Below are 20,774 nucleotides of genomic sequence, written 5' to 3' on the forward strand. Positions count from 1 at the left end.
GGAGGCAAATGTCATGATGAAACAAATTTTGTTAATTACGGATGGATGTTCGAACGTTGGTGTGAGTCCAGTCATAGCGGCCGCACAAGCGCATACAGAAGGTGTAACTGTTAATGTCATAGGTGTAGTCGATCAAGGGGAGTTAGGCATGTTAGGCACCGAGGAAATTCGCGAGATAGCCGCAGCAGGCGGGGGGATGAGCCGGATTGTCAATTCGGTGCAGTTGTCGCAAACGGTCCAGATGATGACGCGTAAAACCGTAACGACCACGATTCAGCATGCGGTAGGTAAAGAATTGCAAAGCATTCTGGGGGTTAATCAATTAGAGCAGCTTCCGCCAGAGAAGCGGGCAGAGGTCGTCCAGGTGATCGATTCAATGAGTGAAACTACTTCCCTACGCGTAGCGCTTTTAATAGATGCTAGTGCTAGTATGAAGCCTAAACTTGCAGCTGTGCGGGAAGCTATTCATGATCTTCTGCTAAGCCTTAGAGCCCGCAGCGGCAAAAGTGAATTAGCCGTGTTCCACTTTCCGTCAACCAAAACGAGAGACCAAGAGCTGGAGATGGATCTCAGCTGGACGAATCAGCTTGCAAATTTAGACAAGATGTTCTATAAAATAAACATGAAGGGTACGACTCCGACAGGTCCGGCGCTCCTGCAAACGCTGCAGTTCGTGACGGAGAAGCCTGTCGCACCAACAACCGAGGATGGGATGCTGAGTGACTACGTGGTATGAGGAAGCTTTCCGTCCAGGGACAGAAATCCAAGGCAAATGGAACGGCCACAGTTATGTGGTCGAGCGTTTATTAGGTGCTGGCTCTAACGGTGTTGTGGTTCTCGTACGAAGAGGAACGGCCAGATTTGCTTTAAAAGCAGGACACGAAACGGTTGACCACCAATCGGAGATAAATTCGCTTCTGGCCATATCCCTCACAGATACTTCTTTTAAGAATTTCTTAATCGATGCGGATGATATGAAGGTTCGCGGGAAAGATATATCTTTCTATGTCATGCGGTATATTGATGGAATGACGATCTCTCATTTTATACATAAGCGCGGGCAGGATTGGATTTATGTCATTGGCTCAAACTTGCTTCGAAAGCTGACGGAGATCCATAAGAGCGGTTATGTGTTTGGAGATTTGAAGATTGAGAATATGATCGTATCCAAGTATGGCGATGTGGATCTCATTGATTTTGGCGGGGTGACACCGAAGGGCAGAGCGATTAAGCAACTAACAGAAGTGTACGACCGCGGCTATTGGAATATGGGGGAGCGGGTTGCGGAAGAGAGTTATGATTTATTTTCATTTGCCATTTTACTTTTAAAATCGCTCGATCACCGCAAACGCTTCTCAGCTATGAACAAAATGCTCCCTCAGAACAGAGATATGGATCAACTTGCGGCCATTATGCGAGAGAATTCAGTAGCAGCCCAGCTTGCACCATTTCTTCAAAAAGCCTTGAAAGGCGAATTTGCCACGTCGCAGGAAGCTTTTAACTATTGGAAGAGGCTCATCTCGGGTAAAAAGCTTACACAGCCCGCTCTGAAGATGCCATGGCTGAAAATATGCTTCGCCGCCTCCATTTTTATTTTTGCAGCTACTGTTTACATGTATTGGTTGAACTAATTACTAGGGGAACAGGCAAGTCGGAAAGGAAGACAGAATGGAAATCGATCTTGTCGCCAAAGTGCGGCAGCGCGTTACAGAGGAGAAGTTGGCGGATTCGGGAGATGTCGTCGTCGTTGCGGTTTCGGGAGGACCTGATTCCGTGGCGCTGCTTCATGTCTTTTTTGCGCTAGCGGCCAGTTTCAACTGGAAGTTAGTTGTAGCTCATGTGAATCACCAGTTCCGGGGTGCGGAATCGGATGCGGAAGCCGCTTTCGTAATGGAGCTTGCGAAGGAGCTGAGTCTCCCTTATGAAATTGGTGTTATCGATGTGCCGGCTTATATTGAGGAAACCGTGTTGAATGGACAAGCAGCGGCGCGTGAGAAGCGGTATGAATTCCTTCATCAAGTTGCTGAAGATTATGGCGCTCAGCGAATTGCATTCGCCCATCATGCCGATGATCAAGCGGAAACGGTCGTGATGAGAATCCTCCGCGGAACAGGCCCATCCGGGCTTGTCGGCATGCCGGAACGCAGGCGAGAAAAAAAAGTGGAACTGATTCGTCCTTTCCTACGTATATACAAATCAGATATTGTGAATTATTGCGATCAGCACAAAATTACTTATTGTAAAGACAGCAGCAATGAGCTGCGGAAGTACTTTCGCAATCAGATTCGGCTGGATGTCATGCCGATGCTGAAGCAGTACAATGAACATCTTCCGGAGTCGCTGAATCGATTGACGGATATGATGCGCGCTGAGGATGATTATTTGGCTGAGGAGACCGAGCAGGTTTTACGCCGGATAGTGACTTTTCAGGAAGCGGCTTGCCGGCTACAGAGAAGTGATTTTGGCGGACTTCACGTTGCTTTACAAAGACGTTTGATTAAATTAATATTAAACTGTCTTTGTTTGGGAATGGACCRGCTGGAATTTAACCGGATTGAAAGTATTCGCGAGCTGATCTTACAGGATCAGGTTTCTAATCAAGTACTGCAGGTAGATGATGCCCTTTATATTGTGAGAGAATATGAAGCCATACAATTTCAGACATCTGCTCCCTCGCCGAAGCCTTATGCTTATGCGATCGAGTCCGATACTGATGTGCTACACTTGCCGGAAATAGAAGCCAAGCTGCTTTGCTCATGGATGCCAGTCAGTTCGCTAGAGACAGCTGCTTTGCTCTCATCCGCAACGGACGTATTTTTGGATCTGGATCAACTTCAGCTGCCGCTTGTTCTTCGAAGCCGCAGGTCGGGAGATCGATTGGAACCGTATGGTTTAAACGGGTCCAAAAAGGTAAAAGATATGTTCATTGATGCCAAAATGCCGCTAAGTCGGCGTGAGGTCATCCCGTTACTTGTCGATGCTTCCGGACAAATCCTTTGGATTGCCGGCTTTCGTAGGTCTAAGCACGCTCTTGTCGGTCCCGACACAGAACGTGTGCTTCATCTGAAGCTCGTGCTGAAGTAACATGCGTAAATTTCGTTCTTCTAGAATGTAAATTTATAAGGATTCATAATATAAACTAGGGGGTTCATCCTTGTACAGCGACATTCAAGACGTTCTTTACAGTGAAGAACAGATTCAAGGGAAGATTAAAGAATTAGGAGATCAACTCTCCAAAGATTACGAAGGCAAGAATCCATTGGTCATTTGCGTACTTAAGGGAGCTTTCATTTTCATGGCTGACCTTGTGAAGCAAATTAAAGTGCCATTGGAACTCGACTTCATGGCCGTTTCGAGCTATGGTCAATCCACGAAGTCATCCGGTGTCGTTAAGATTATCAAAGATCTTGATGTTCCCGTAGAAGGACGGCACATTCTTATCGTGGAGGACATTATCGATAGCGGTTTAACGCTGAGTTATCTGATAGATGTGTTAGAGCGACGCAATGCGAAGACGATCTCGGTCGTTGCGCTGTTTAATAAACCGGCACGCAGAACCGTTGAACTCGAACCTGATTACGCAGGTTATGTGCTTCCAGATGAGTTCGTTGTCGGATATGGTCTGGATTATGCAGAGAAATACCGTAACCTTCCATTTATCGGCATATTGAAACCAGAGATTTACTCAACTTAATGTCATATCTCCGGGCTTCTTCAATGCGGTTATGTTGTAGTGCTTTACCGGGATATGGTAAAATAATAAAAGTGTGCCGTTCGAGAGGAGGCTTGGGATGAATCGAATTATCCGGAATACCGGTTTTTATTTACTTATATTTTTGGTAACAGTAGGTATCGTCCATTTCATCAGTACCCAAAACGAACAAAAGGAATTAATTACTTACGATAAATTCCGCCAAGCGGTGGTTAACAAAAATGTGGAATCCGTAACGTTGAAGTTCGATGGATACACGTATTTGATTAAAGGTAAGTATATTAACCCGCCAAGCGGAGCGGATAAGAAGAGTTTCGAAACCCATGCTCCGTATGAGCCTTTGGTCGTCCAATTGATCGAAGCAAATGGTGTTCCATCAGAAACGTATGAGACAATGGAGCGGGATAGCGTCTGGATTAGCTTCCTAACCTCTATCATCCCATTCGTTATTATCTTCATCTTGTTTTTCTTCTTGCTGAACCAAGCTCAGGGTGGCGGCGGCAAAGTCATGAACTTTGGCAAAAGCCGTGCTCGCTTATACAACGAGGAGAAGAAACGTGTCACATTTGAAGACGTGGCCGGTGCTGATGAAGAGAAACAAGAATTAATCGAAGTTGTTGAATTCCTCAAAGATCCAAGGAAATTCGCAGCGGTTGGGGCTAGAATCCCTAAAGGGGTCCTGCTCAATGGTCCTCCGGGAACAGGTAAAACATTGCTTGCACGGGCAGTTGCCGGTGAAGCAGGCGTTCCGTTCTTCAGTATTTCCGGTTCTGACTTCGTAGAGATGTTCGTCGGTGTCGGCGCATCCCGTGTTCGTGACTTGTTCGAGAACGCGAAAAAGAACTCGCCTTGTATCATTTTCATTGATGAGATCGATGCGGTCGGTCGTCAACGTGGCGCTGGTTTAGGCGGCGGACATGACGAGCGTGAGCAAACCCTCAATCAGTTGCTAGTTGAGATGGACGGGTTTGGCGCTAACGAAGGTATCATTATCGTGGCTGCAACGAACCGCCCTGATATTCTTGACCCAGCCTTATTGCGTCCAGGTCGTTTCGACCGTCAAATCACGGTTGACCGTCCGGATATCAAAGGCCGCGAAGCTGTACTGAAAGTACATGCGCGCAATAAACCGCTTGCCAAAGATGTGAAGCTGGACGCTTTGTCCCGTTACACGACTGGATTTACAGGCGCTGATCTAGAGAATCTATTGAATGAAGCAGCTCTAATTGCTGCTCGTCGTAACCGTAAAGATATTTCCATGGCTGAGGTCGAGGAAGCTTTTGACCGTATCATTGTAGGTACGCAAAAGAAAAGCCGGATCATCAGCGATGTTGAGAAGCGTATTGTTGCTTATCATGAAGCCGGTCACGCAATCATTGGTTATCATGCGGAGAATGCAGATATGGTGCACAAAGTAACGATCGTTCCGCGCGGACGCGCTGGCGGTTACGTGATGATGTTGCCCAAAGAAGGCGAAGACCGCATGATGCAGACGAAGAACGAGCTGTTGGATAAAGTAACTGGACTCCTTGGTGGTCGTGTTTCCGAAGAACTATTTATCGGTGAGATTGGCACAGGGGCATACAGTGACTTCCAAAAGGCTACAGGTATCGTTCGCCGCATGATTATGGAATACGGTATGAGCGATAAGCTTGGACCGATGCAGTTCGGAAGCTCTCAAGGTCAAGTGTTCTTGGGCCGCGACATCGGCCATGAACAGAACTATAGCGATGCAATCGCTTATGAGATTGACCAAGAGATGCAAAGCTTTATTCGCACTTGTTATGACCGCGCACGCGCCATTCTTACTGAGCATGCCGATCAGATACATCTCGTAGCCAAAACGCTGCTTGATAAAGAAACGCTTGATAAGGATGAAATTATTGAGCTTCTGGAAAAAGGCAAGCTGAATGCTGGTGGGGTTGACGAGGACGTTAAAGTGAACATCCAACCACAAAGCAAAGAGAATGAAAGCAACAAGTTAGAGTTCGAAAAAGATAAAGATCCAAACTCGGGTCAATCCGAAGAGTAACAAGCAATGGCAACTCGTAAATCCGGTGTACACATCACGTGTACCCGGATTTTCTGCTTATTTCGGCTTTTTTACGCATTGACAGGGGATGCTGGAATGTGTAAATTAGTTGTAAATCTCTAATTTTAACGAGCTTAGATCATACTACTTTTGGATAGTTAAGAAGTACACTTTACATCCCAGACAGGGGAGGAAGCATCCATGGAAGCTTTAGCACTAGAGCGCAAAGCGGAGCAGAACCGAGAATTGAAAGAGCGGTTGCTTCAATTGAAGAAAGAACGGAATGCTATTATTCTTGCTCATTATTATCAGCGTGACGAGGTTCAAGAAGTTGCCGATTTCCGGGGGGATTCCTTTTTGCTAGCGCAAAAGGCGGCACAAACCGATGCAGATGTTATTGTTTTCTGCGGCGTCCATTTCATGGGAGAAAGCGCTAAAATTTTGGCGCCAAACAAAACCGTGATCATTCCGGATGAACGTGCAGGTTGTCCAATGGCGGACATGGTCAATGTTGAGGGTCTTCGTGCCTTGAAGCGCCAACATCCTAAAGCTAAGGTCGTTGCCTACATCAACACGTCAGCCGATGTCAAATCAGAAACAGATATTTGTTGTACTTCCGCAAATGCCATAAATGTTATTAATTCCGTCGATTCGGATGAGATCATCTGGGTACCGGATAAAAATTTGGGCGACTATGTATCAAAATTCACAAGCAAGAAAGTGATCATCTGGGAAGGCTACTGCAACACGCATGATATGCTGACTGTCAAAGATGTAGAGGAAATGAAAGCGCAGTATCCGAATGCGCAATTTGTTGTGCATCCGGAGTGCCGGCCAGAAGTTGTGAAATTAGGCGATTTCGTGGGAAGCACGACAGCGATTATTAAATATTGCAAAGAGTCAGACTGCCAAGAGTTTATTGTTGGGACGGAAGACGGGACAGGTTACCAACTGCGCTTGGACAGCCCGGACAAACAATTCCATTTTGCAACCAAATATCTGGTCTGCCCGAATATGAAAGTAAACAATTTAAAGAAAATTGTGAAATGTCTAGAGACCATGCAGCCAGAGATTTATGTGCCGGAAGATGTAGCCGATAAAGCAAGATTGTCCTTAGAGCGCATGTTACAAGTAAAGTAGCATGCGCTACTCTCTTGTTTAATTGAAAGAACGCATCAAATCATTTTGGTTAGTTTACCCTCGTGAAGAAACAGAATCTCACTTGATTCCAGATTCTGTTTCTTTGTGAGAATTAATGGTGAAGAACGGGTGAGCGGCATGATTCCTAGATACCTCGTAGATGTAGACTTAAATTCCATTCCTCATGTACATACAGATGTGATTGTGATTGGCGCAGGTATTGCAGGATTGTTTACGGCTCTGCGTGCTAGTGAAAATAAGAAAGTTCTGATGATTACGAAGAAATCTCTCCTCGATAGCAATACGCGTTATGCACAAGGCGGGATTGCAGCTGTTATTTCCGATGAGGATTCACCTGAATATCATATGCAGGATACTTTGATCGCCGGCGCTGGTCTCTGCTCACCAGAGGCTGTTGACGTTCTTGTTCACGAAGGACCTAATGGCGTACAGGACTTGATTCAAATGGGAACTCAATTCGATCTAGAGAATGGAGAGTTCGCTTTGACGAAGGAAGGGGCTCACAGCCAACGACGCATCTTGCATGCGCATGGTGATGCTACCGGCGCCGAAATTGTACGAGCCCTATCGGAGCGCACGAAGCAAGATCCGAACATCGAGATCTGGGACGATCACTTCGTGATCGACCTGATCACGCAAGATGGCGAGTGCTACGGCGCACTCGTGCAGAAGCCGGGCGGCCAGCGTGTGTTTGTCCGCGGCAACGCCACGATCCTCTGTTCTGGTGGTGCGGGGCAGCTGTTCCGCTACACCACCAATCCCGATATCGCGACGGCTGACGGCATCGCGATTGCTTACCGCGCCGGTGCGCAAATTCAGGATGTGGAATTTGTTCAATTCCACCCAACGGCGCTGTGCTATCCTGGCGCTCCGCGCTTCCTTATCTCCGAAGCGGTGCGCGGCGAGGGGGCTTACCTTCGCAACATCAAGGGTGAGCGCTTTATGGAGAAATATCATCCCCAGCTTGAGTTAGCGCCAAGGGATGTTGTAGCTCGCGCTATCATCGATGAGATGGAGAATTGCAAGTCCACTTTTGTATACATAGATATTACACACGAATCTGAGGAGCTCATTAAACATCGGTTTCCAACCATTTATGAGTATTGCCTGAATTATGGTTTAGATATGAGTACGGACTGGATCCCAGTTGCTCCTGCCGCTCACTATATGATGGGTGGCGTGAAGACTGACTTGCACGGAGAAACACATGTCCGTCGACTTTTCGCATGCGGTGAGGTGTCTTCTACAGGTGTTCACGGCGCTAACCGCTTAGCGAGCAACTCGTTATCGGAGGCTATCGTATTCGGCAGAAGAATCATAGAACGTATTCAAGAGCTGCCCGCTCTCGAAGGCGACATTCAAATTCGTGCAGAGTCAGAAGCCCCAAGAACGGAGATTTCGAATCAGGCAGTTGTTGAGAAGAAGCTGAAGCTGCAGAAAGTCATGCTGCGCTACGCTGGGCTGAAGCGTTCAGCCAAAGGTCTGCAAAAAGGCCATGACGAGCTGTCCAGACAGCTTTCCGTCTATGGTTCCTTGATGACGAAACGTGAAGATTATGAGTTTGCTAATTTATTGAGTTGTGCCCTGCTTACGACAACGGCGGCTTTGGCACGTGAGGAAAGCCGCGGCGGCCATTACCGGGAGGATTTCCCTGAACGGGATGATCAGACTTGGAAGAAGCATATTGTTTTTAAGCGCGGGGAAGATAGCATAGAGGAGTGGATTTAATATGCTGGATTTAAATATGGAACTTATTCGTAAACAGATTCGGCTTTGGTTAGAAGAAGATATTGGCACCGGTGATGTCACGACTCTGACAACGATCCCTTTGGACCATGCGTCCAAAGGGATTATCCACGTCAAAGAAGATGGAATCATCTGCGGCCTGCCAATCGCGCGAGAGGTTTTTGCTGTCGTCGATTCATCTCTTCATTTTGAAACAAAAGTAGTAGAAGGATCGTCTGTTACTAAAGGGACGATTATAGCTGAAGTGGAAGGAAACACGCGGAGCATTCTGCTTGGCGAGCGTTTGAGCCTTAACCTCATGCAAAGGTTGTCCGGTATTGCGACCAGAACGCGGGAGTTTGTTAATGCCCTGGAAGGTTTGCCGACTAGACTTGTGGACACAAGGAAGACGACACCGGGTCACAGACTTCTTGAGAAATATGCCGTTCGCGTAGGCGGTGGTCATAATCACCGTTTCGGTCTGTATGATGCTGTAATGATTAAAGATAATCACATCAAGGGCTCTGGAGGCATCACACAGGCTGTGCAAGCGGCCAGACAGCAGATCCCCCACACCATGAAAATTGAGGTAGAGGTCGAAGATTTTGACCAACTGCATGAAGCACTATCGGTCCGAGCTGACATCATCATGCTGGATAATATGGAACCGGCGAAAATGAAGGAAGCAGTTTCCATAATTAAAAGCAAGGCTCCGCATATTGTAGTAGAGGGCTCAGGATCTGTAACGGCTCAGACCATTAAAGCTATGGCTGAATCGGGCGTAGATGTGATCTCGGTTGGACGGTTAACCTACTCGGTTGCAGCGCTGGATATTTCACTTGACCTTAATGAGCGGAAGGGGACAGCGTTATGATTCTCGTAATCGATGTGGGGAACACCAATATTGTGCTGGGCCTTTACAAAGAGCGTACGCTCCTACATCACTGGCGAGTGAGCACGAATCGTTCGGCTACTATTGATGAGTATGGCATGCAGTTGCATAGCCTGTTTCAACACTCAGGGATTAAATTCAGCGAAGTTGATGGTGTAATCGTCTCTTCGGTTGTTCCTCCACTCGTTAGTGTGATGGAAAACCTGTGTAAGCATTATTTAAAAAGGACGCCATTTACCGTAGGTCCCGGCATTAAGACGGGATTGAATGTGCGGGTAGATAATCCCAAAGAGGTTGGGGCGGATCGCATTGTAAATGCTGTTGCGGCTCTTGAACTTTATGGAGCACCTTGTATCATTGTTGATTTCGGAACTGCTACAACCTATGACTATATCGATCCAGCGCAACAGCTCGTCGGATGTGCGATTGCGCCGGGAATCGGTATTTCTACAGAAGCGTTATATCAAAAGGCGGCGAAACTTCCGCGCATTGAACTTGTGAAGCCCAAAAGCGTAGTGGGTAAAAATACAGTAGCCGCTATGCAGGCTGGGATTATTTACGGTTACGTCGGTCAGGTTGATGGGATTGTAGAACGTGTAAAACAGGAGTTTAATGTAAATCCTACCGTCATAGCAACGGGTGGGCTTGCAGAGTTGATCTCCAGTGAGTCCCGAACGATTCAAATCGTGAATCCTCTGCTGACATTGCAAGGTTTACAAATGATTTATGAGAGAAATGCATAAGCTGTTTAAGGAAAGGAAGTAACATGGGCGATTACTTAATTCGAGGAACGGCCCTCCAGGGGAGAGTTCGTGCTTTTGCGGTACAAACCACCGACCTCACAGATGAACTTAGCCGAAGACACCAAACGACCCCTACAGCCACAGCCGCTTTAGGAAGAACGGCAGCTGCTGGTCTATTGCTGGGTGCCATGCTCAAAGGTGAGGAGCATCTCATTATCCAAGTCAAAGGAGACGGTCCAATCGGGCAGATAGTGGTCGATGCCAACGCCAAGGGCGAGGTGCGCGGTTATGTGGATAATCCGCTAGTTGACCCTCCGCTTAAAGCGAATGGCAAGCTGGATGTTGCCGCTGCTGTGGGAACGGACGGCTTTTTGTACATAACCAAAGATTTAGGTCTCAAAGAGCCTTACAAAGGCAGTACGCCATTAGTTACCGGAGAACTAGCTGAAGATTTCACCTACTATTTCGCGAAATCGGAACAGACGCCATCAGCTGTAGCCCTTGGAGTTTTGGTAAATACCGATCACTCCATCCTGGCGGCAGGCGGATTCGTGATTCAATTGCTTCCTGGATTAAGCGACCAAGAAATTGGCGAAATTGAGGAAATGCTCTCGCGTATCCCTTCCTTTACGAGCATGCTCGGCAGTGGATTAGATCTGGAAGGAATTTTACAGACCGTATTACCTTCTTTTAAAACACTTGATCAGATGGACGTCATGTTCCGCTGCAAATGCAGCAGGGAAAGGATTGAATCCACGCTCATTTCCCTAGGGAAAGCAGAGCTTCAAGAAATTCTCGATGACGAAGGCTTCGCCGAGGTCGTGTGTCACTTCTGTAACGAGGCATATCGTTTCGATGAAGAAGAGTTGCAACGGATGATTGATCTGTAGATCAGCAGCATTATGGAAATGAAGAGGGAGTCAGGATGCAGAACGTAAAGCGATTGTGGGGAGTCATCATTTTGATGGCTGTATGTAATCTCGTGCTCGCATCCTTGCTGATCACCCATACTATGAACCAATCAGAATCGAGTCACCCAGCGGATCCTGAGCAGCAAGGCGAGCAGAACAATGAGCAGGTCGTAGCCAAAATTGGAAGTCGAGAAATTACAAGACAAGAGCTTCAAACAGCGCTGGAACGTCATTATGGTGCAGAATTGTTAGGTCAACTGTTGGATCGTGAAGTGATACGTCTGGAAGGAAACGAGACGGGGACTGCTATTGCGGAAGCGGAGATTGCACGTGAGTTGAAACGGATGCAGCAAGGTTATGAGAGTGAAGAACAATTCTATGCCTCTATGCAAAATCAGTTGGGGCTATCCCAGCAAGAAATCAAAGAGGATGTCACGAATAAACTGCTTTTGGAGAAGCTCGCAACCAGTCACATTCAAATAACGGATGCTCAAGTGGAATCTTATGTCCAAGCGCACCCTGATGAGTTTAAGCAGGAAACCGAGTACAATATCCAACAGATTATTGTTTCTACCAAGGACCAGGCGAACAAGGTTATAACCGCGCTGGCGAAAGGTGAAAGCTTCGAAATTCTGGCCAGAGATCGCTCTCTGGACGATGCAACCAATAACACCGGAGGGGACCTCGGCTGGATTGAAGGAGATGACCCTTTTGTGGCAGCACCGGTTCTGGAGGCAGCGAAGTTGCTGAAGGCTGGGCAAGTGAGCAAGCCGGTAGCCTTAACGCAAGGATTTGCCGTAGTGAAGTTGAAAAACAAGCGTGAGAAAGAAAATCCGGATCAAGCGTTTATTCGCGAAAATGTGCGTAGAGAGCTGGCACTACAAGAAGCGCCGCCGCTGAAGGATTATATTTCGCAGCTTCGAACGAAGTGGAAAGTAGCGATTATCGATCCGGAGTTTAAGTAGCACCTAGTGAAAAAAATGTGGTTGACAACTAGTTGGTGCATTGATAAGATTAAATGTATAATACCGACTAATTAACTCGGAAATCATCTATTACTCAATCTGGAGGGGAACTAGCAATGGCAAGATTAGTACAAAGCATTACGGATTTGATTGGAGATACACCGCTTGTTCGTTTGAACCGTGTCGTTCCGGAAGGAAGCGCAGAGGTTTATGTTAAATTGGAGTATCAGAACCCTGGTGCTAGCGTAAAAGACCGTATTGCCATCTCCATGATCGAAGTAGCTGAGCAAGAAGGCAAAATTAAGCCTGGTGATACAATTGTTGAGCCAACTAGCGGTAACACAGGAATCGGAATTGCACTAGTTGCAGCTGCTAAAGGATATAAAGCGATTCTGGTTATGCCAGAAACGATGTCTCTAGAAAGACGTAACCTGCTTCGTGCTTACGGTGCGCAACTCGTTCTTACACCGGGAGCAGAAGGAATGAAGGGTGCAATCAAACGTGCGGAAGAACTGAAAGCGGAGAACCCTTCCTACTTCATCCCGCAACAATTCGAGAACCCAGCTAACGTGAAAGTTCACCGTGAAACTACAGGTCCAGAAATCGTGGAAGCAATCAAAGGCCACGATGGTAAATTGGATGCTTTCATTTCCGGTATCGGTACAGGCGGAACGATTTCAGGCGCTGGCGGCGTATTGAAAGAAAGCTTCCCAGACATCAAAATTTATGCTGTAGAGCCTGCGGCTTCACCGGTTCTTTCCGGCGGTAAGCCAGGTCCTCACAAAATTCAAGGTATCGGTGCAGGTTTTGTTCCTGGTATTTTGAACACAAACATTTACGATGAAATCATTGCGGTGGAGAATGATGATGCTTTCGAAACTTCCCGTCGTGTAGCCAAAGAAGAAGGTATTCTTGGTGGTATTTCCTCAGGCGCAGCGATTTTTGCAGCTTTGAAAGTGGCAAAAGAACTTGGAGCTGGCAAACGTGTTGTTGCTATCGTGCCAAGTAACGGCGAACGTTACCTGTCTACGCCGCTTTACCAATTCGAAGAGCAATAATAGTTGACTTCCGACCCAACAAGCCTCAGCTCCCGCAGCTGGGGCTTTTTTTCTGTGTTAGGTTGGAGTATACTAATGGACAACTAATCCTCGGATATTATTGGAAGGAGGGGCAATCATGATAGTAACAACCCTAGAGCAGTGGCGCAGTTGGTCCTCCGTATATACCATGCTGCCGTACGTCGTTAAGCTTGAACTGGAGCAAGATCGCATCGCCTCTTGGGAATCAGCTTGGAAGGAAGCGGCGCCAGATTCCTTTGTGCTGGAGAGCGGCAAGGGGGGACGATACACATTCCTCGGGCTACAACCATTTTCGACTATACACGGAAAAGGGTTGAAGGCCGAAATTACTTTGTCCGGCAATGTAACACGTAGGGAAGGCGAACCGCTTTCGATCGTGAAACAATGGATGTCCTCCTATCATAGCCCCAAAGTAGAAGGAGGCCCGAAATTTTTGGGTGGATGCGTCGGGTATTGGAGTTACGATGTCATTCGTACCATTGAGAAGCTTCCAACCCAAGCAGCAGATGATCTGCCAATTCCAGATTATAGCTTCGCGATGTATGATCAAGTATGGGCTGTGGATCACCTTGAGAAGAGCCTATACCTCACGGTCCACATGCGCCTGCAGCCAGACCTGGCTGCGGATGGCGCGTATCTGCAGCAGCTATACGCGCAGGCGAAAGAACAGGCAGATGCCATGCTCCGCCGCTGGCAGGGCATCTGCGCTAACGGCGCGGCGGGCTCGTCGCACAGCGGCCCGGAAGGAGCATCGATCGCGCGCGAGCAGCTGCACATCGATGTAGAGAGCATCGCAGGCATACAGCCTGCGTTCGGCAAAGCCGACTACATGGCGGCGGTGCAGCGCATCCAAGCCTACATCTCTCAAGGTGACGTGTTCCAAGTCAACTTGTCCGTGAGACAGAGCCGGCGGCTGAACACGACGCCGGAAGAGATCTACGAGGCGCTGCGCATCGTCAATCCCTCGCCTTACATGGGCTTGCTGCGCTTCGCAGGCTTCGCCCTCGTCTCTGGCTCGCCGGAGCTGCTCGTGCAGCTGGAGGACGGCGTCCTGCGGACGCGTCCTATCGCAGGCACGCGCCCGCGCGGCAAGGACGAACAAGATGACCTGCGCCTGGCCGGCGAGCTCATCGACAACGAAAAAGAGCGCGCCGAGCACGTCATGCTGGTCGATCTCGAGCRCAACGACCTTGGCCGCATCTCCAAGTACGGCTCCGTCCGCGTCAAAGATTTTATGGTCATCGAGTATTATTCCCATGTCATGCACATCGTCTCCGAAGTGGTCGGCGAGCTGGCGGAAGGAAAGGATGCGTACGATGTCATTGCGGCCACGTTCCCAGGAGGAACGATCACGGGCGCGCCAAAGATTCGGACGATGGAAATCATCGAAGAATTAGAACCAGTCCGCCGCGGCCCGTACACAGGTTCTATGGGGTGGATTGACTATAATGGGAATATGGAATTTAATATTATTATACGCACGCTGGTGGCGGCGGAAGGTATGGGGCATATTCAAGCGGGAGCGGGAATCGTCATTGATTCTATTCCGGAGCGTGAGTATATCGAATCCTTGAATAAAGCCAAAGCGATGTGGAAAGCAATCGAATATAGCGAGCGGAGCATGAGCCGAGCTTAAGCCTGAGCAGGGCTGACGAAAGGGGAGCTTAGAATGATTTTAGTGATTGATAATTATGATTCGTTTACGTACAACCTCGTCCAATACTTGGGGGAAATCGGGGAAGAAGTCATCGTTCGTCGCAACGACGAAATTGATTTAGCAGGTGTGGAGGCCTTAGCGCCCGACCATATCTTAATATCTCCGGGTCCTTGCACGCCGAATGAAGCCGGTATTAGCCTATCACTGATTGACCATTTCAAGGGTAAAATCCCCATTTTCGGCGTTTGTCTGGGACATCAGTCCATTGGACAAGCTTTTGGCGGCGACGTCATTCGTGCTGAGCGTTTAATGCACGGCAAGACCTCAGAAATCTTTCATGATGGCCAAACGTTATTTGAAGGGTTACCTTCTCCTTTCATTGCAACGCGCTACCATTCCTTAATCGTCAAAGCAGAGACGCTGCCTGATTGCTTGGAAGTCAGTGCCCGTACTGCAGAAGGTGAAATCATGGCGCTGCGTCATAAGGAATACCCAATTGAGGGCGTTCAGTTTCACCCCGAATCCATTATCACGGAGCATGGCCACCAAATGCTGCGCAATTTTCTTCGCCGCACGGCCAAAGCAGGAGCTTAATTTATGAAGATTAGCATCAATGGCAAACTTATGGATGAACAACAAGCCGTGGTCTCGGTTTATGATCACGGTTTTCTTTACGGATTAGGTCTCTTTGAGACCTTCCGTACCTATAACAAGGTCCCTTTTCTTCTCGCTGAACACATGAATCGCCTTGCAGAGGCGTGTAAGGAACTAGATATTAGGTATGAGCCTGATCTTGATTACGTCCAGAAGCTAATCAACGAACTGTTGGCTGCGAACGAGCTTCAGGATGCCTATATTCGTTTTTCAGTATCAGCTGGAGTAGAGGCGCTTGGTCTTCCTTCGGGGGACTACGGGCAGCCTACCGAAATTGTCTATATCAAGGCTCTCCCGCCTAGGGATACGAAGATCTACGAAGAGGGCAAAGCCTTGCAGCTGCTGAAGCTGCCACGAAATACACCGGAGGGCTTGTACCGATTCAAGTCCTTTCACTATATGAACAATATTTTGGCCAAAAGAGAGCTAGCCCAATACCCTTGGGCCACAGGCGCAGAGGGTCTAATGATGAGTGAAGAGGGATATGTGGCCGAAGGCATTGTCAGCAATATCTTTTTCATAAAGGACGGCACTTGCTACACCCCATCACTGGATACAGGCATTTTGGCAGGAATCACTAGAGCGCATGTACTGCGAATTGCCCAGCAAGCACAGATACCTACCCAGGATGGTTTATACCGATGGGAAGATTTAGCGGATGCCGATGAGGTGTTTCTGGTCAATTCTATTCAAGAAATAGTTCCAGTTACTACGCTTTATACACCTAGTGGTCAAGCGATTCAAGTTGGCACAACAGTAGGATCAATAACTCTTGAGCTCAGTCGGAAATATAACGAATATTGATAAATTGATAAAACATACAGGAAGTGAACAGCAGATGAAAGTGTTATCCTGCAAAGGACACGAGCTGCCCATCGGTGATCGAACGATCATCATGGGCATATTGAACGTAACGCCGGATTCCTTTTCGGATGGCGGCTCTTATGTCACTGTGGAAGACGCCATACGTAGAGCTCGACAGATGGTTGAAGATGGCGCAGACATCATTGACATCGGAGGCGAGTCCACCCGTCCGGGATCTGCTGAGGTGACGGAGGAGGAAGAGCTTCGTCGGGTAATCCCCGTCATTGAAGCGCTAAGTCGTGAAATTAACGTTCCTATTTCTATAGATACATATAAAGCAGAAGTCGCCAAGCAAGCTATGGCGGCGGGGGCGCATATCATCAACGATGTGTGGGGCGGGCAGGCCGACGCCCGAATGGCTGGCGTAGCGGCGAGCTACGATTGTCCCTTCATTATTACTCATAACCGATTGAACACGGAATATAAGGATTTTCTATCAGAGGTGCTAGGCGATTTACAGCACTATGTCAGTCAAGCACGAGACGCAGGTGTTCGCGATGAGCGGGTTATTTTGGACCCCGGCATCGGTTTTGCCAAATCCTACGAACAGAACTTGCAACTTATGAACCAGCTGCGTCCACTTGTTGATCTTGGGTATCCAGTTCTCTTGGGCACATCGCGCAAAAGCGTGATCGGCATGACATTGAATCTGCCACCAGCAGAGCGGCTTGAAGGATCACTTTCAACTGTCGTGCTGGGAATTGCACAGGGCTGTGGTATCGTTCGTGTGCATGATGTACAAGCAACCAAGCGCGCCGCCATCATGACGGATGCCATTATTCGCTCATAATGAAGGAGGTCATATAAATGGACAAAATCACACTGTCCCGCATGCAGTTTTTTGGTAATCATGGTGTTTTTCCGGAAGAGAATAAATTGGGCCAACGGTTTTATGTGGATGTAGAGCTGATGCTTCCGCTTCACAAACCCGGTAAGTCGGATCATCTCGATGATACAGTGAATTACGGCGAGGTTTTTTTCAAAGTGAAAGAAATTGTCGAAGGGCGCACTTTCCAATTAATTGAAGCTTTAGCGGAAAACATTGCATCAGAGCTTCTTCATACTTATACTAGTATCAATGAAGTGACGGTTCGCGTCATTAAGCCGCATCCGCCCTTTGCCGTTATTTTTGACGGCGTGACTGTAGAGATCAACCGAAAGCGGGCAACGTCATGACAGCCGAAGAACGAGAACGAAGCATTGCAGCTTATGTCGCATTAGGATCCAATATTAATAATCGCGAACAATATTTGCAGGATGCGATTACAGCGCTGAACCAGGAGCCCGGTATTGTCGTGACTGGCTTGTCCAGTATTTACGAAACCGAGCCGGTCGGTTATGTAGACCAGTCTGCTTTTCTTAATATGGTCGTTCAGATTCAAACGGTTATTCCTGCAGAAGATCTGCTATTCAAATTGCTGGCTATTGAGAATCGACTGGGGAGAAAACGTGACGTGCGCTGGGGTCCGAGAACTATCGATTTGGATTTACTTCTGTACGGCGATGAGCAGCTTACGACCCCCGACTTGATCATTCCGCATCCGCGGATGCATGAGCGGGCTTTTGTATTAGTCCCTCTCTCAGAGGTTCTCTACGAGCGGCAAGATGCTGCTTTTGAATTCATCTCCGCGAATCTGGAGAAACTGGAAGGAAAGGAAGGCGTTGTGTTATGGAAAAAAGCTCAGTAGCTCAGCGCATACGCGCTTTTCGTAAGTTAAAAGGGTATACCCAGAATGAATTAGCTGATCTGCTCGGCGTATCGATCGCCATTTTGGGCGCAATTGAAAGAGGAACACGTAAGCCAGATACGAAAATCATTAATAAGATCTCGCAGGTGCTTGATATAGAGCCAGACGAGTTAGTCGCAGTGGTTGCGAGATAAGAGAGGTGGAATCTTCGGTGCTGAAAATAGGTAATGTCGAAGCTCCCAATAAAGTTGTGCTTGCCCCGATGGCAGGCGTTTGTAATCCTGCATTCCGTCTGATTGCCAAAGAGTTTGGCACAGGGTTGGTATGTGCGGAGATGGTAAGTGATAAAGCTATCGTTCATGGGAATACTCGTTCCATGGAAATGCTGTATGTAGATGATCGGGAGAAACCGCTCAGCCTACAAATATTTGGCGGAGACACAGAGACACTCGTGCAAGCGGCCAAAATCGTTGATCAACATACCAACGCAGACATTATTGATATTAATATGGGCTGTCCGGTACCCAAAATCACGAAATGTGATGCTGGTGCACGCTGGTTGCTTCAACCGGATAAAATTGAACAAATGATTGAGACCGTCGTTAAGGCTGTTAACAAGCCGGTCACCGTGAAAATGCGGATCGGCTGGGATTCTGATCATATCTATGCTGTCGAAAATGCGAAAGCTGTCGAAAGAGGCGGAGGTAGCGCAGTTAGCGTTCACGGTCGTACGCGCGGTTCAATATCTTGCCAATGGAGAGTTGCCTCCGGAGCCAACGCCGGAAGAGAAGATCCGCATCGCAATCCTGCATATGGACCGACTCATTGCACTTAAAGGTGAGCACGTTGCCGTAAAAGAAATGCGTAAACATATGGCATGGTACCTCAAAGGAATGACCGGAGCAGCTCGTGTGAAGGACGTCATTATGGAGACGTTGAAGCGTGATGAAATGGTTCGGACTCTGAATGAATACGTTGAGCACCTTGGTGCACAATCGTCGTCATCCAGCCAAGAAGAATCTCCCGTACTGCATTAAATCATGCAGCTATGGTTGAGATTGACATTTTGAAACGGTTGCAATATAATCAGTCAATATTAATGTGTTCCTGCATATATTGAAAGACAAACGAGTAAGTTCCTAATTTTTATAACCGTGAATTCATACTACTTGAATCAGCTCTATAAAGACCTAACTCCTAGCAGGAAGCATCGATTCAACGATATGAAAATCTTTCACATGACGGGAGATCAGTTGGTAATGGCTGAAAAAGAGGTCATTCTTACACCAGAAGGTTTGAGAAGGCTCGAGGACGAGCTTGAGCATCTTAAATCAGTGAAGCGCCGCGAAGTTGCGGAGAGAATTAAGGTTGCCATCGGTTATGGCGACATCAGTGAGAACTCCGAGTACGAAGATGCGAAGAACGAACAAGCCTTTATTGAAGGTAGAATTATTACTTTAGAAAAAATGCTGCGCAATGCGCGGATTATTAATAACGACGATGTTGATATCAACACGGTAAGTGTAGGATCTATTGTTACACTGAAGGATTTGGAATTCGGTGATTTGGTTGAGTACAATATCGTAGGTAGTGCGGAGTCTGATCCGCTACAGAATAAGATTTCCAATGAAAGCCCGGTGGGCAAAGCAATTCTAGGCAAGCAAAAGGGCGCAACCGTTGATGTTAACGTTCCAGCTGGCGTCATTCAGTATCAAATTGTTGATATTAAAAAGTAGCGTGCAGCCGCAGCCCCGTTGCAGTTTACCTTTGCTTAGCATAGGCAAATTGTCTGGAAAGCTTCCTTACGGAAGCTTTTTTCCGGTTTTAGCACCCTTTACTAAAATATGTAGGAGATGAAAACATGAGCCAGGAAGTGGAATTGAACGAATTGCTCGTCATTCGCCGTAACAAATTGGACGAGCTTCGCGGTCTGGGTGTAGATCCTTTCGGCAGCAAATACGTTAGAACGCATACAACGCTTGAAATCTTGACAGCTTACCAGGATAAAACGAAGGAAGAGCTGGACGAAGAGCATCATGAAGTTAGTATTGCAGGACGTATTATGCAGAAAAGAGGCATGGGTAAAGCGAGTTTCGCTCATATCCAGGATATTACTGGGAAAATTCAAATCTACGTACGAGAAGATGCGTTGGATGCGAACAAGTACAAAGCCTTTGATCTTCTGGATCTAGGTGACATGGTTGGCGTTCAAGGTGTTGTTTTTAAAACGAAAACCGGTGAAACTTCCATTAAGGTCAAGTCTCTTGAGGTATTGACCAAGTCATTGCTTCCACTTCCGGACAAATTTCATGGTCTTAGTGATGTAGAGTTGCGCTATCGTCAACGTTATGTTGATTTGATTATGAATCAAGACGTTCAGCAGACATTTATTCAGCGTTCCCGTATTATTCAGTCGATGCGCCGGTACCTGGACTCGCTGGGTTATCTAGAGGTGGAAACACCAACACTTCATTCGGTTGCAGGCGGAGCTTCAGCTCGTCCGTTTAATACACATCACAATGCTTTGGATATGCAGCTTCATATGCGTATCGCCATTGAGCTTCATTTGAAGCGTCTGATTGTTGGCGGACTAGAGAAAGTTTACGAAATCGGTCGTGTATACCGGAACGAGGGTATCTCCACGCGCCATAACCCAGAGTTTACAATGATTGAGCTGTACGAAGCTTATGC

Annotated in this window: 21 protein-coding genes and 1 pseudogene; all 22 read left to right on the plus strand. The window is 47.5% G+C overall.

Going from position 1 to position 20,774, the window contains the following annotated elements; translation table 11 throughout:
* Window positions 1-16 precede the first annotated feature (16 nt).
* Window positions 17-736 carry a vWA domain-containing protein gene (locus AC1DUA_RS01045; protein WP_477497972.1) on the plus strand — a complete coding sequence of 240 codons (720 nt, stop codon included), beginning with the start codon at window positions 17-19 and terminating at the stop codon, window positions 734-736.
* Window positions 720-1,631, plus strand: a complete 912-nt coding sequence (locus AC1DUA_RS01050) for a protein kinase domain-containing protein (protein WP_477497956.1) — start codon at window positions 720-722, stop codon at window positions 1,629-1,631. Before AC1DUA_RS01045 ends, AC1DUA_RS01050 begins: the two co-directional genes overlap by 17 nt.
* Window positions 1,632-1,668: 37 nt before the next feature.
* Entirely contained in the window at window positions 1,669-3,084 is a 1,416-nt protein-coding gene (tilS, locus tag AC1DUA_RS01055; protein ID WP_477497957.1) for a tRNA lysidine(34) synthetase TilS, read from the plus strand.
* 70 nt (window positions 3,085-3,154) lie between these two features.
* Window positions 3,155-3,694: a hypoxanthine phosphoribosyltransferase gene (hpt, locus tag AC1DUA_RS01060; protein ID WP_477497958.1), complete on the plus strand. Its 540-nt coding sequence runs from the start codon at window positions 3,155-3,157 to the stop codon at window positions 3,692-3,694.
* A 97-nt stretch (window positions 3,695-3,791) separates the two neighbouring features.
* Entirely contained in the window at window positions 3,792-5,744 is a 1,953-nt protein-coding gene (gene ftsH, locus AC1DUA_RS01065; protein WP_477497959.1) for an ATP-dependent zinc metalloprotease FtsH, read from the plus strand.
* Window positions 5,745-5,945: 201 nt separating this feature from the next.
* Complete coding sequence (gene nadA, locus AC1DUA_RS01070) at window positions 5,946-6,884, plus strand: quinolinate synthase NadA (RefSeq protein WP_477497960.1); 939 nt, start codon at window positions 5,946-5,948, stop codon at window positions 6,882-6,884.
* A gap of 138 nt (window positions 6,885-7,022) precedes the next feature.
* Window positions 7,023-8,633: an L-aspartate oxidase gene (gene nadB / locus AC1DUA_RS01075; protein WP_477497961.1), complete on the plus strand. Its 1,611-nt coding sequence runs from the start codon at window positions 7,023-7,025 to the stop codon at window positions 8,631-8,633.
* Between the two features lies 1 nt (window position 8,634).
* Window positions 8,635-9,504: a carboxylating nicotinate-nucleotide diphosphorylase gene (gene nadC, locus AC1DUA_RS01080; protein WP_477497962.1), complete on the plus strand. Its 870-nt coding sequence runs from the start codon at window positions 8,635-8,637 to the stop codon at window positions 9,502-9,504.
* On the plus strand, window positions 9,501-10,265 hold the full coding sequence (locus tag AC1DUA_RS01085) for a type III pantothenate kinase (RefSeq protein WP_477497963.1): 765 nt from the start codon (window positions 9,501-9,503) through the stop codon (window positions 10,263-10,265). The genes nadC and AC1DUA_RS01085 overlap by 4 nt, the downstream gene beginning before the upstream one ends.
* Window positions 10,266-10,288: 23 nt before the next feature.
* Window positions 10,289-11,155 carry an Hsp33 family molecular chaperone HslO gene (gene hslO / locus AC1DUA_RS01090; protein WP_477497964.1) on the plus strand — a complete coding sequence of 289 codons (867 nt, stop codon included), beginning with the start codon at window positions 10,289-10,291 and terminating at the stop codon, window positions 11,153-11,155.
* Window positions 11,156-11,190: 35 nt separating this feature from the next.
* The gene (locus AC1DUA_RS01095; RefSeq protein ID WP_477497965.1) at window positions 11,191-12,141 is read left to right on the plus strand and encodes a peptidyl-prolyl cis-trans isomerase; all 951 of its coding nucleotides are present in this window, start codon (window positions 11,191-11,193) and stop codon (window positions 12,139-12,141) included.
* Window positions 12,142-12,257: 116 nt separating this feature from the next.
* Window positions 12,258-13,199, plus strand: a complete 942-nt coding sequence (cysK, locus tag AC1DUA_RS01100) for a cysteine synthase A (protein ID WP_477497966.1) — start codon at window positions 12,258-12,260, stop codon at window positions 13,197-13,199.
* Window positions 13,200-13,317: 118 nt separating this feature from the next.
* On the plus strand, window positions 13,318-14,856 hold the full coding sequence (locus AC1DUA_RS01105) for an anthranilate synthase component I family protein (RefSeq protein WP_477497967.1): 1,539 nt from the start codon (window positions 13,318-13,320) through the stop codon (window positions 14,854-14,856).
* Between the two features lie 33 nt (window positions 14,857-14,889).
* Window positions 14,890-15,471, plus strand: coding sequence for an aminodeoxychorismate/anthranilate synthase component II (gene pabA, locus AC1DUA_RS01110; protein ID WP_161407595.1), 582 nt, complete (start codon window positions 14,890-14,892; stop codon window positions 15,469-15,471).
* Between the two features lie 3 nt (window positions 15,472-15,474).
* Entirely contained in the window at window positions 15,475-16,335 is an 861-nt protein-coding gene (gene pabC, locus AC1DUA_RS01115; protein ID WP_477497968.1) for an aminodeoxychorismate lyase, read from the plus strand.
* A 34-nt stretch (window positions 16,336-16,369) separates the two neighbouring features.
* Window positions 16,370-17,185, plus strand: a complete 816-nt coding sequence (gene folP, locus AC1DUA_RS01120) for a dihydropteroate synthase (protein WP_477497973.1) — start codon at window positions 16,370-16,372, stop codon at window positions 17,183-17,185.
* A gap of 17 nt (window positions 17,186-17,202) precedes the next feature.
* Window positions 17,203-17,571 (plus strand): dihydroneopterin aldolase, encoded by a 369-nt coding sequence (folB, locus tag AC1DUA_RS01125; RefSeq protein ID WP_477497969.1) that lies wholly within the window; start codon window positions 17,203-17,205, stop codon window positions 17,569-17,571.
* A complete protein-coding gene (folK, locus tag AC1DUA_RS01130; RefSeq protein WP_477497970.1) occupies window positions 17,568-18,083 on the plus strand; it encodes a 2-amino-4-hydroxy-6-hydroxymethyldihydropteridine diphosphokinase in 516 nt (171 codons plus the stop codon). Before folB ends, folK begins: the two co-directional genes overlap by 4 nt.
* Window positions 18,065-18,277, plus strand: a complete 213-nt coding sequence (locus AC1DUA_RS01135) for a helix-turn-helix domain-containing protein (protein ID WP_090826647.1) — start codon at window positions 18,065-18,067, stop codon at window positions 18,275-18,277. The genes folK and AC1DUA_RS01135 overlap by 19 nt, the downstream gene beginning before the upstream one ends.
* Before the next feature lie 17 nt (window positions 18,278-18,294).
* Window positions 18,295-19,120 (plus strand): annotated as a pseudogene (locus tag AC1DUA_RS01140) (tRNA dihydrouridine synthase).
* A 222-nt stretch (window positions 19,121-19,342) separates the two neighbouring features.
* A complete protein-coding gene (gene greA / locus AC1DUA_RS01145; protein ID WP_145669283.1) occupies window positions 19,343-19,819 on the plus strand; it encodes a transcription elongation factor GreA in 477 nt (158 codons plus the stop codon).
* A gap of 125 nt (window positions 19,820-19,944) precedes the next feature.
* Window positions 19,945-20,774 (plus strand): lysine--tRNA ligase (locus tag AC1DUA_RS01150; RefSeq protein WP_477497971.1); only part of this gene is annotated, 830 nt, incomplete at its 3' end.

Source organism: Paenibacillus sp. 01T422 (assembly GCF_056398785.1).

Coding starts and splice junctions, on each gene's coding strand:
- greA (WP_145669283.1), top strand. CDS start 19,343: ATGGCTGAAAAAGAGGTCATTCTTACACCAGAAGGTTTGAGAAGGCTC.
- ftsH (WP_477497959.1), top strand. CDS start 3,792: ATGAATCGAATTATCCGGAATACCGGTTTTTATTTACTTATATTTTTG.
- folB (WP_477497969.1), top strand. CDS start 17,203: ATGGACAAAATCACACTGTCCCGCATGCAGTTTTTTGGTAATCATGGT.
- nadA (WP_477497960.1), top strand. CDS start 5,946: ATGGAAGCTTTAGCACTAGAGCGCAAAGCGGAGCAGAACCGAGAATTG.
- pabC (WP_477497968.1), top strand. CDS start 15,475: ATGAAGATTAGCATCAATGGCAAACTTATGGATGAACAACAAGCCGTG.
- nadB (WP_477497961.1), top strand. CDS start 7,023: ATGATTCCTAGATACCTCGTAGATGTAGACTTAAATTCCATTCCTCAT.
- folP (WP_477497973.1), top strand. CDS start 16,370: ATGAAAGTGTTATCCTGCAAAGGACACGAGCTGCCCATCGGTGATCGA.
- AC1DUA_RS01135 (WP_090826647.1), top strand. CDS start 18,065: ATGGAAAAAAGCTCAGTAGCTCAGCGCATACGCGCTTTTCGTAAGTTA.
- folK (WP_477497970.1), top strand. CDS start 17,568: ATGACAGCCGAAGAACGAGAACGAAGCATTGCAGCTTATGTCGCATTA.
- nadC (WP_477497962.1), top strand. CDS start 8,635: ATGCTGGATTTAAATATGGAACTTATTCGTAAACAGATTCGGCTTTGG.
- AC1DUA_RS01045 (WP_477497972.1), top strand. CDS start 17: ATGAAACAAATTTTGTTAATTACGGATGGATGTTCGAACGTTGGTGTG.
- hslO (WP_477497964.1), top strand. CDS start 10,289: ATGGGCGATTACTTAATTCGAGGAACGGCCCTCCAGGGGAGAGTTCGT.
- pabA (WP_161407595.1), top strand. CDS start 14,890: ATGATTTTAGTGATTGATAATTATGATTCGTTTACGTACAACCTCGTC.
- AC1DUA_RS01085 (WP_477497963.1), top strand. CDS start 9,501: ATGATTCTCGTAATCGATGTGGGGAACACCAATATTGTGCTGGGCCTT.
- cysK (WP_477497966.1), top strand. CDS start 12,258: ATGGCAAGATTAGTACAAAGCATTACGGATTTGATTGGAGATACACCG.
- AC1DUA_RS01095 (WP_477497965.1), top strand. CDS start 11,191: ATGCAGAACGTAAAGCGATTGTGGGGAGTCATCATTTTGATGGCTGTA.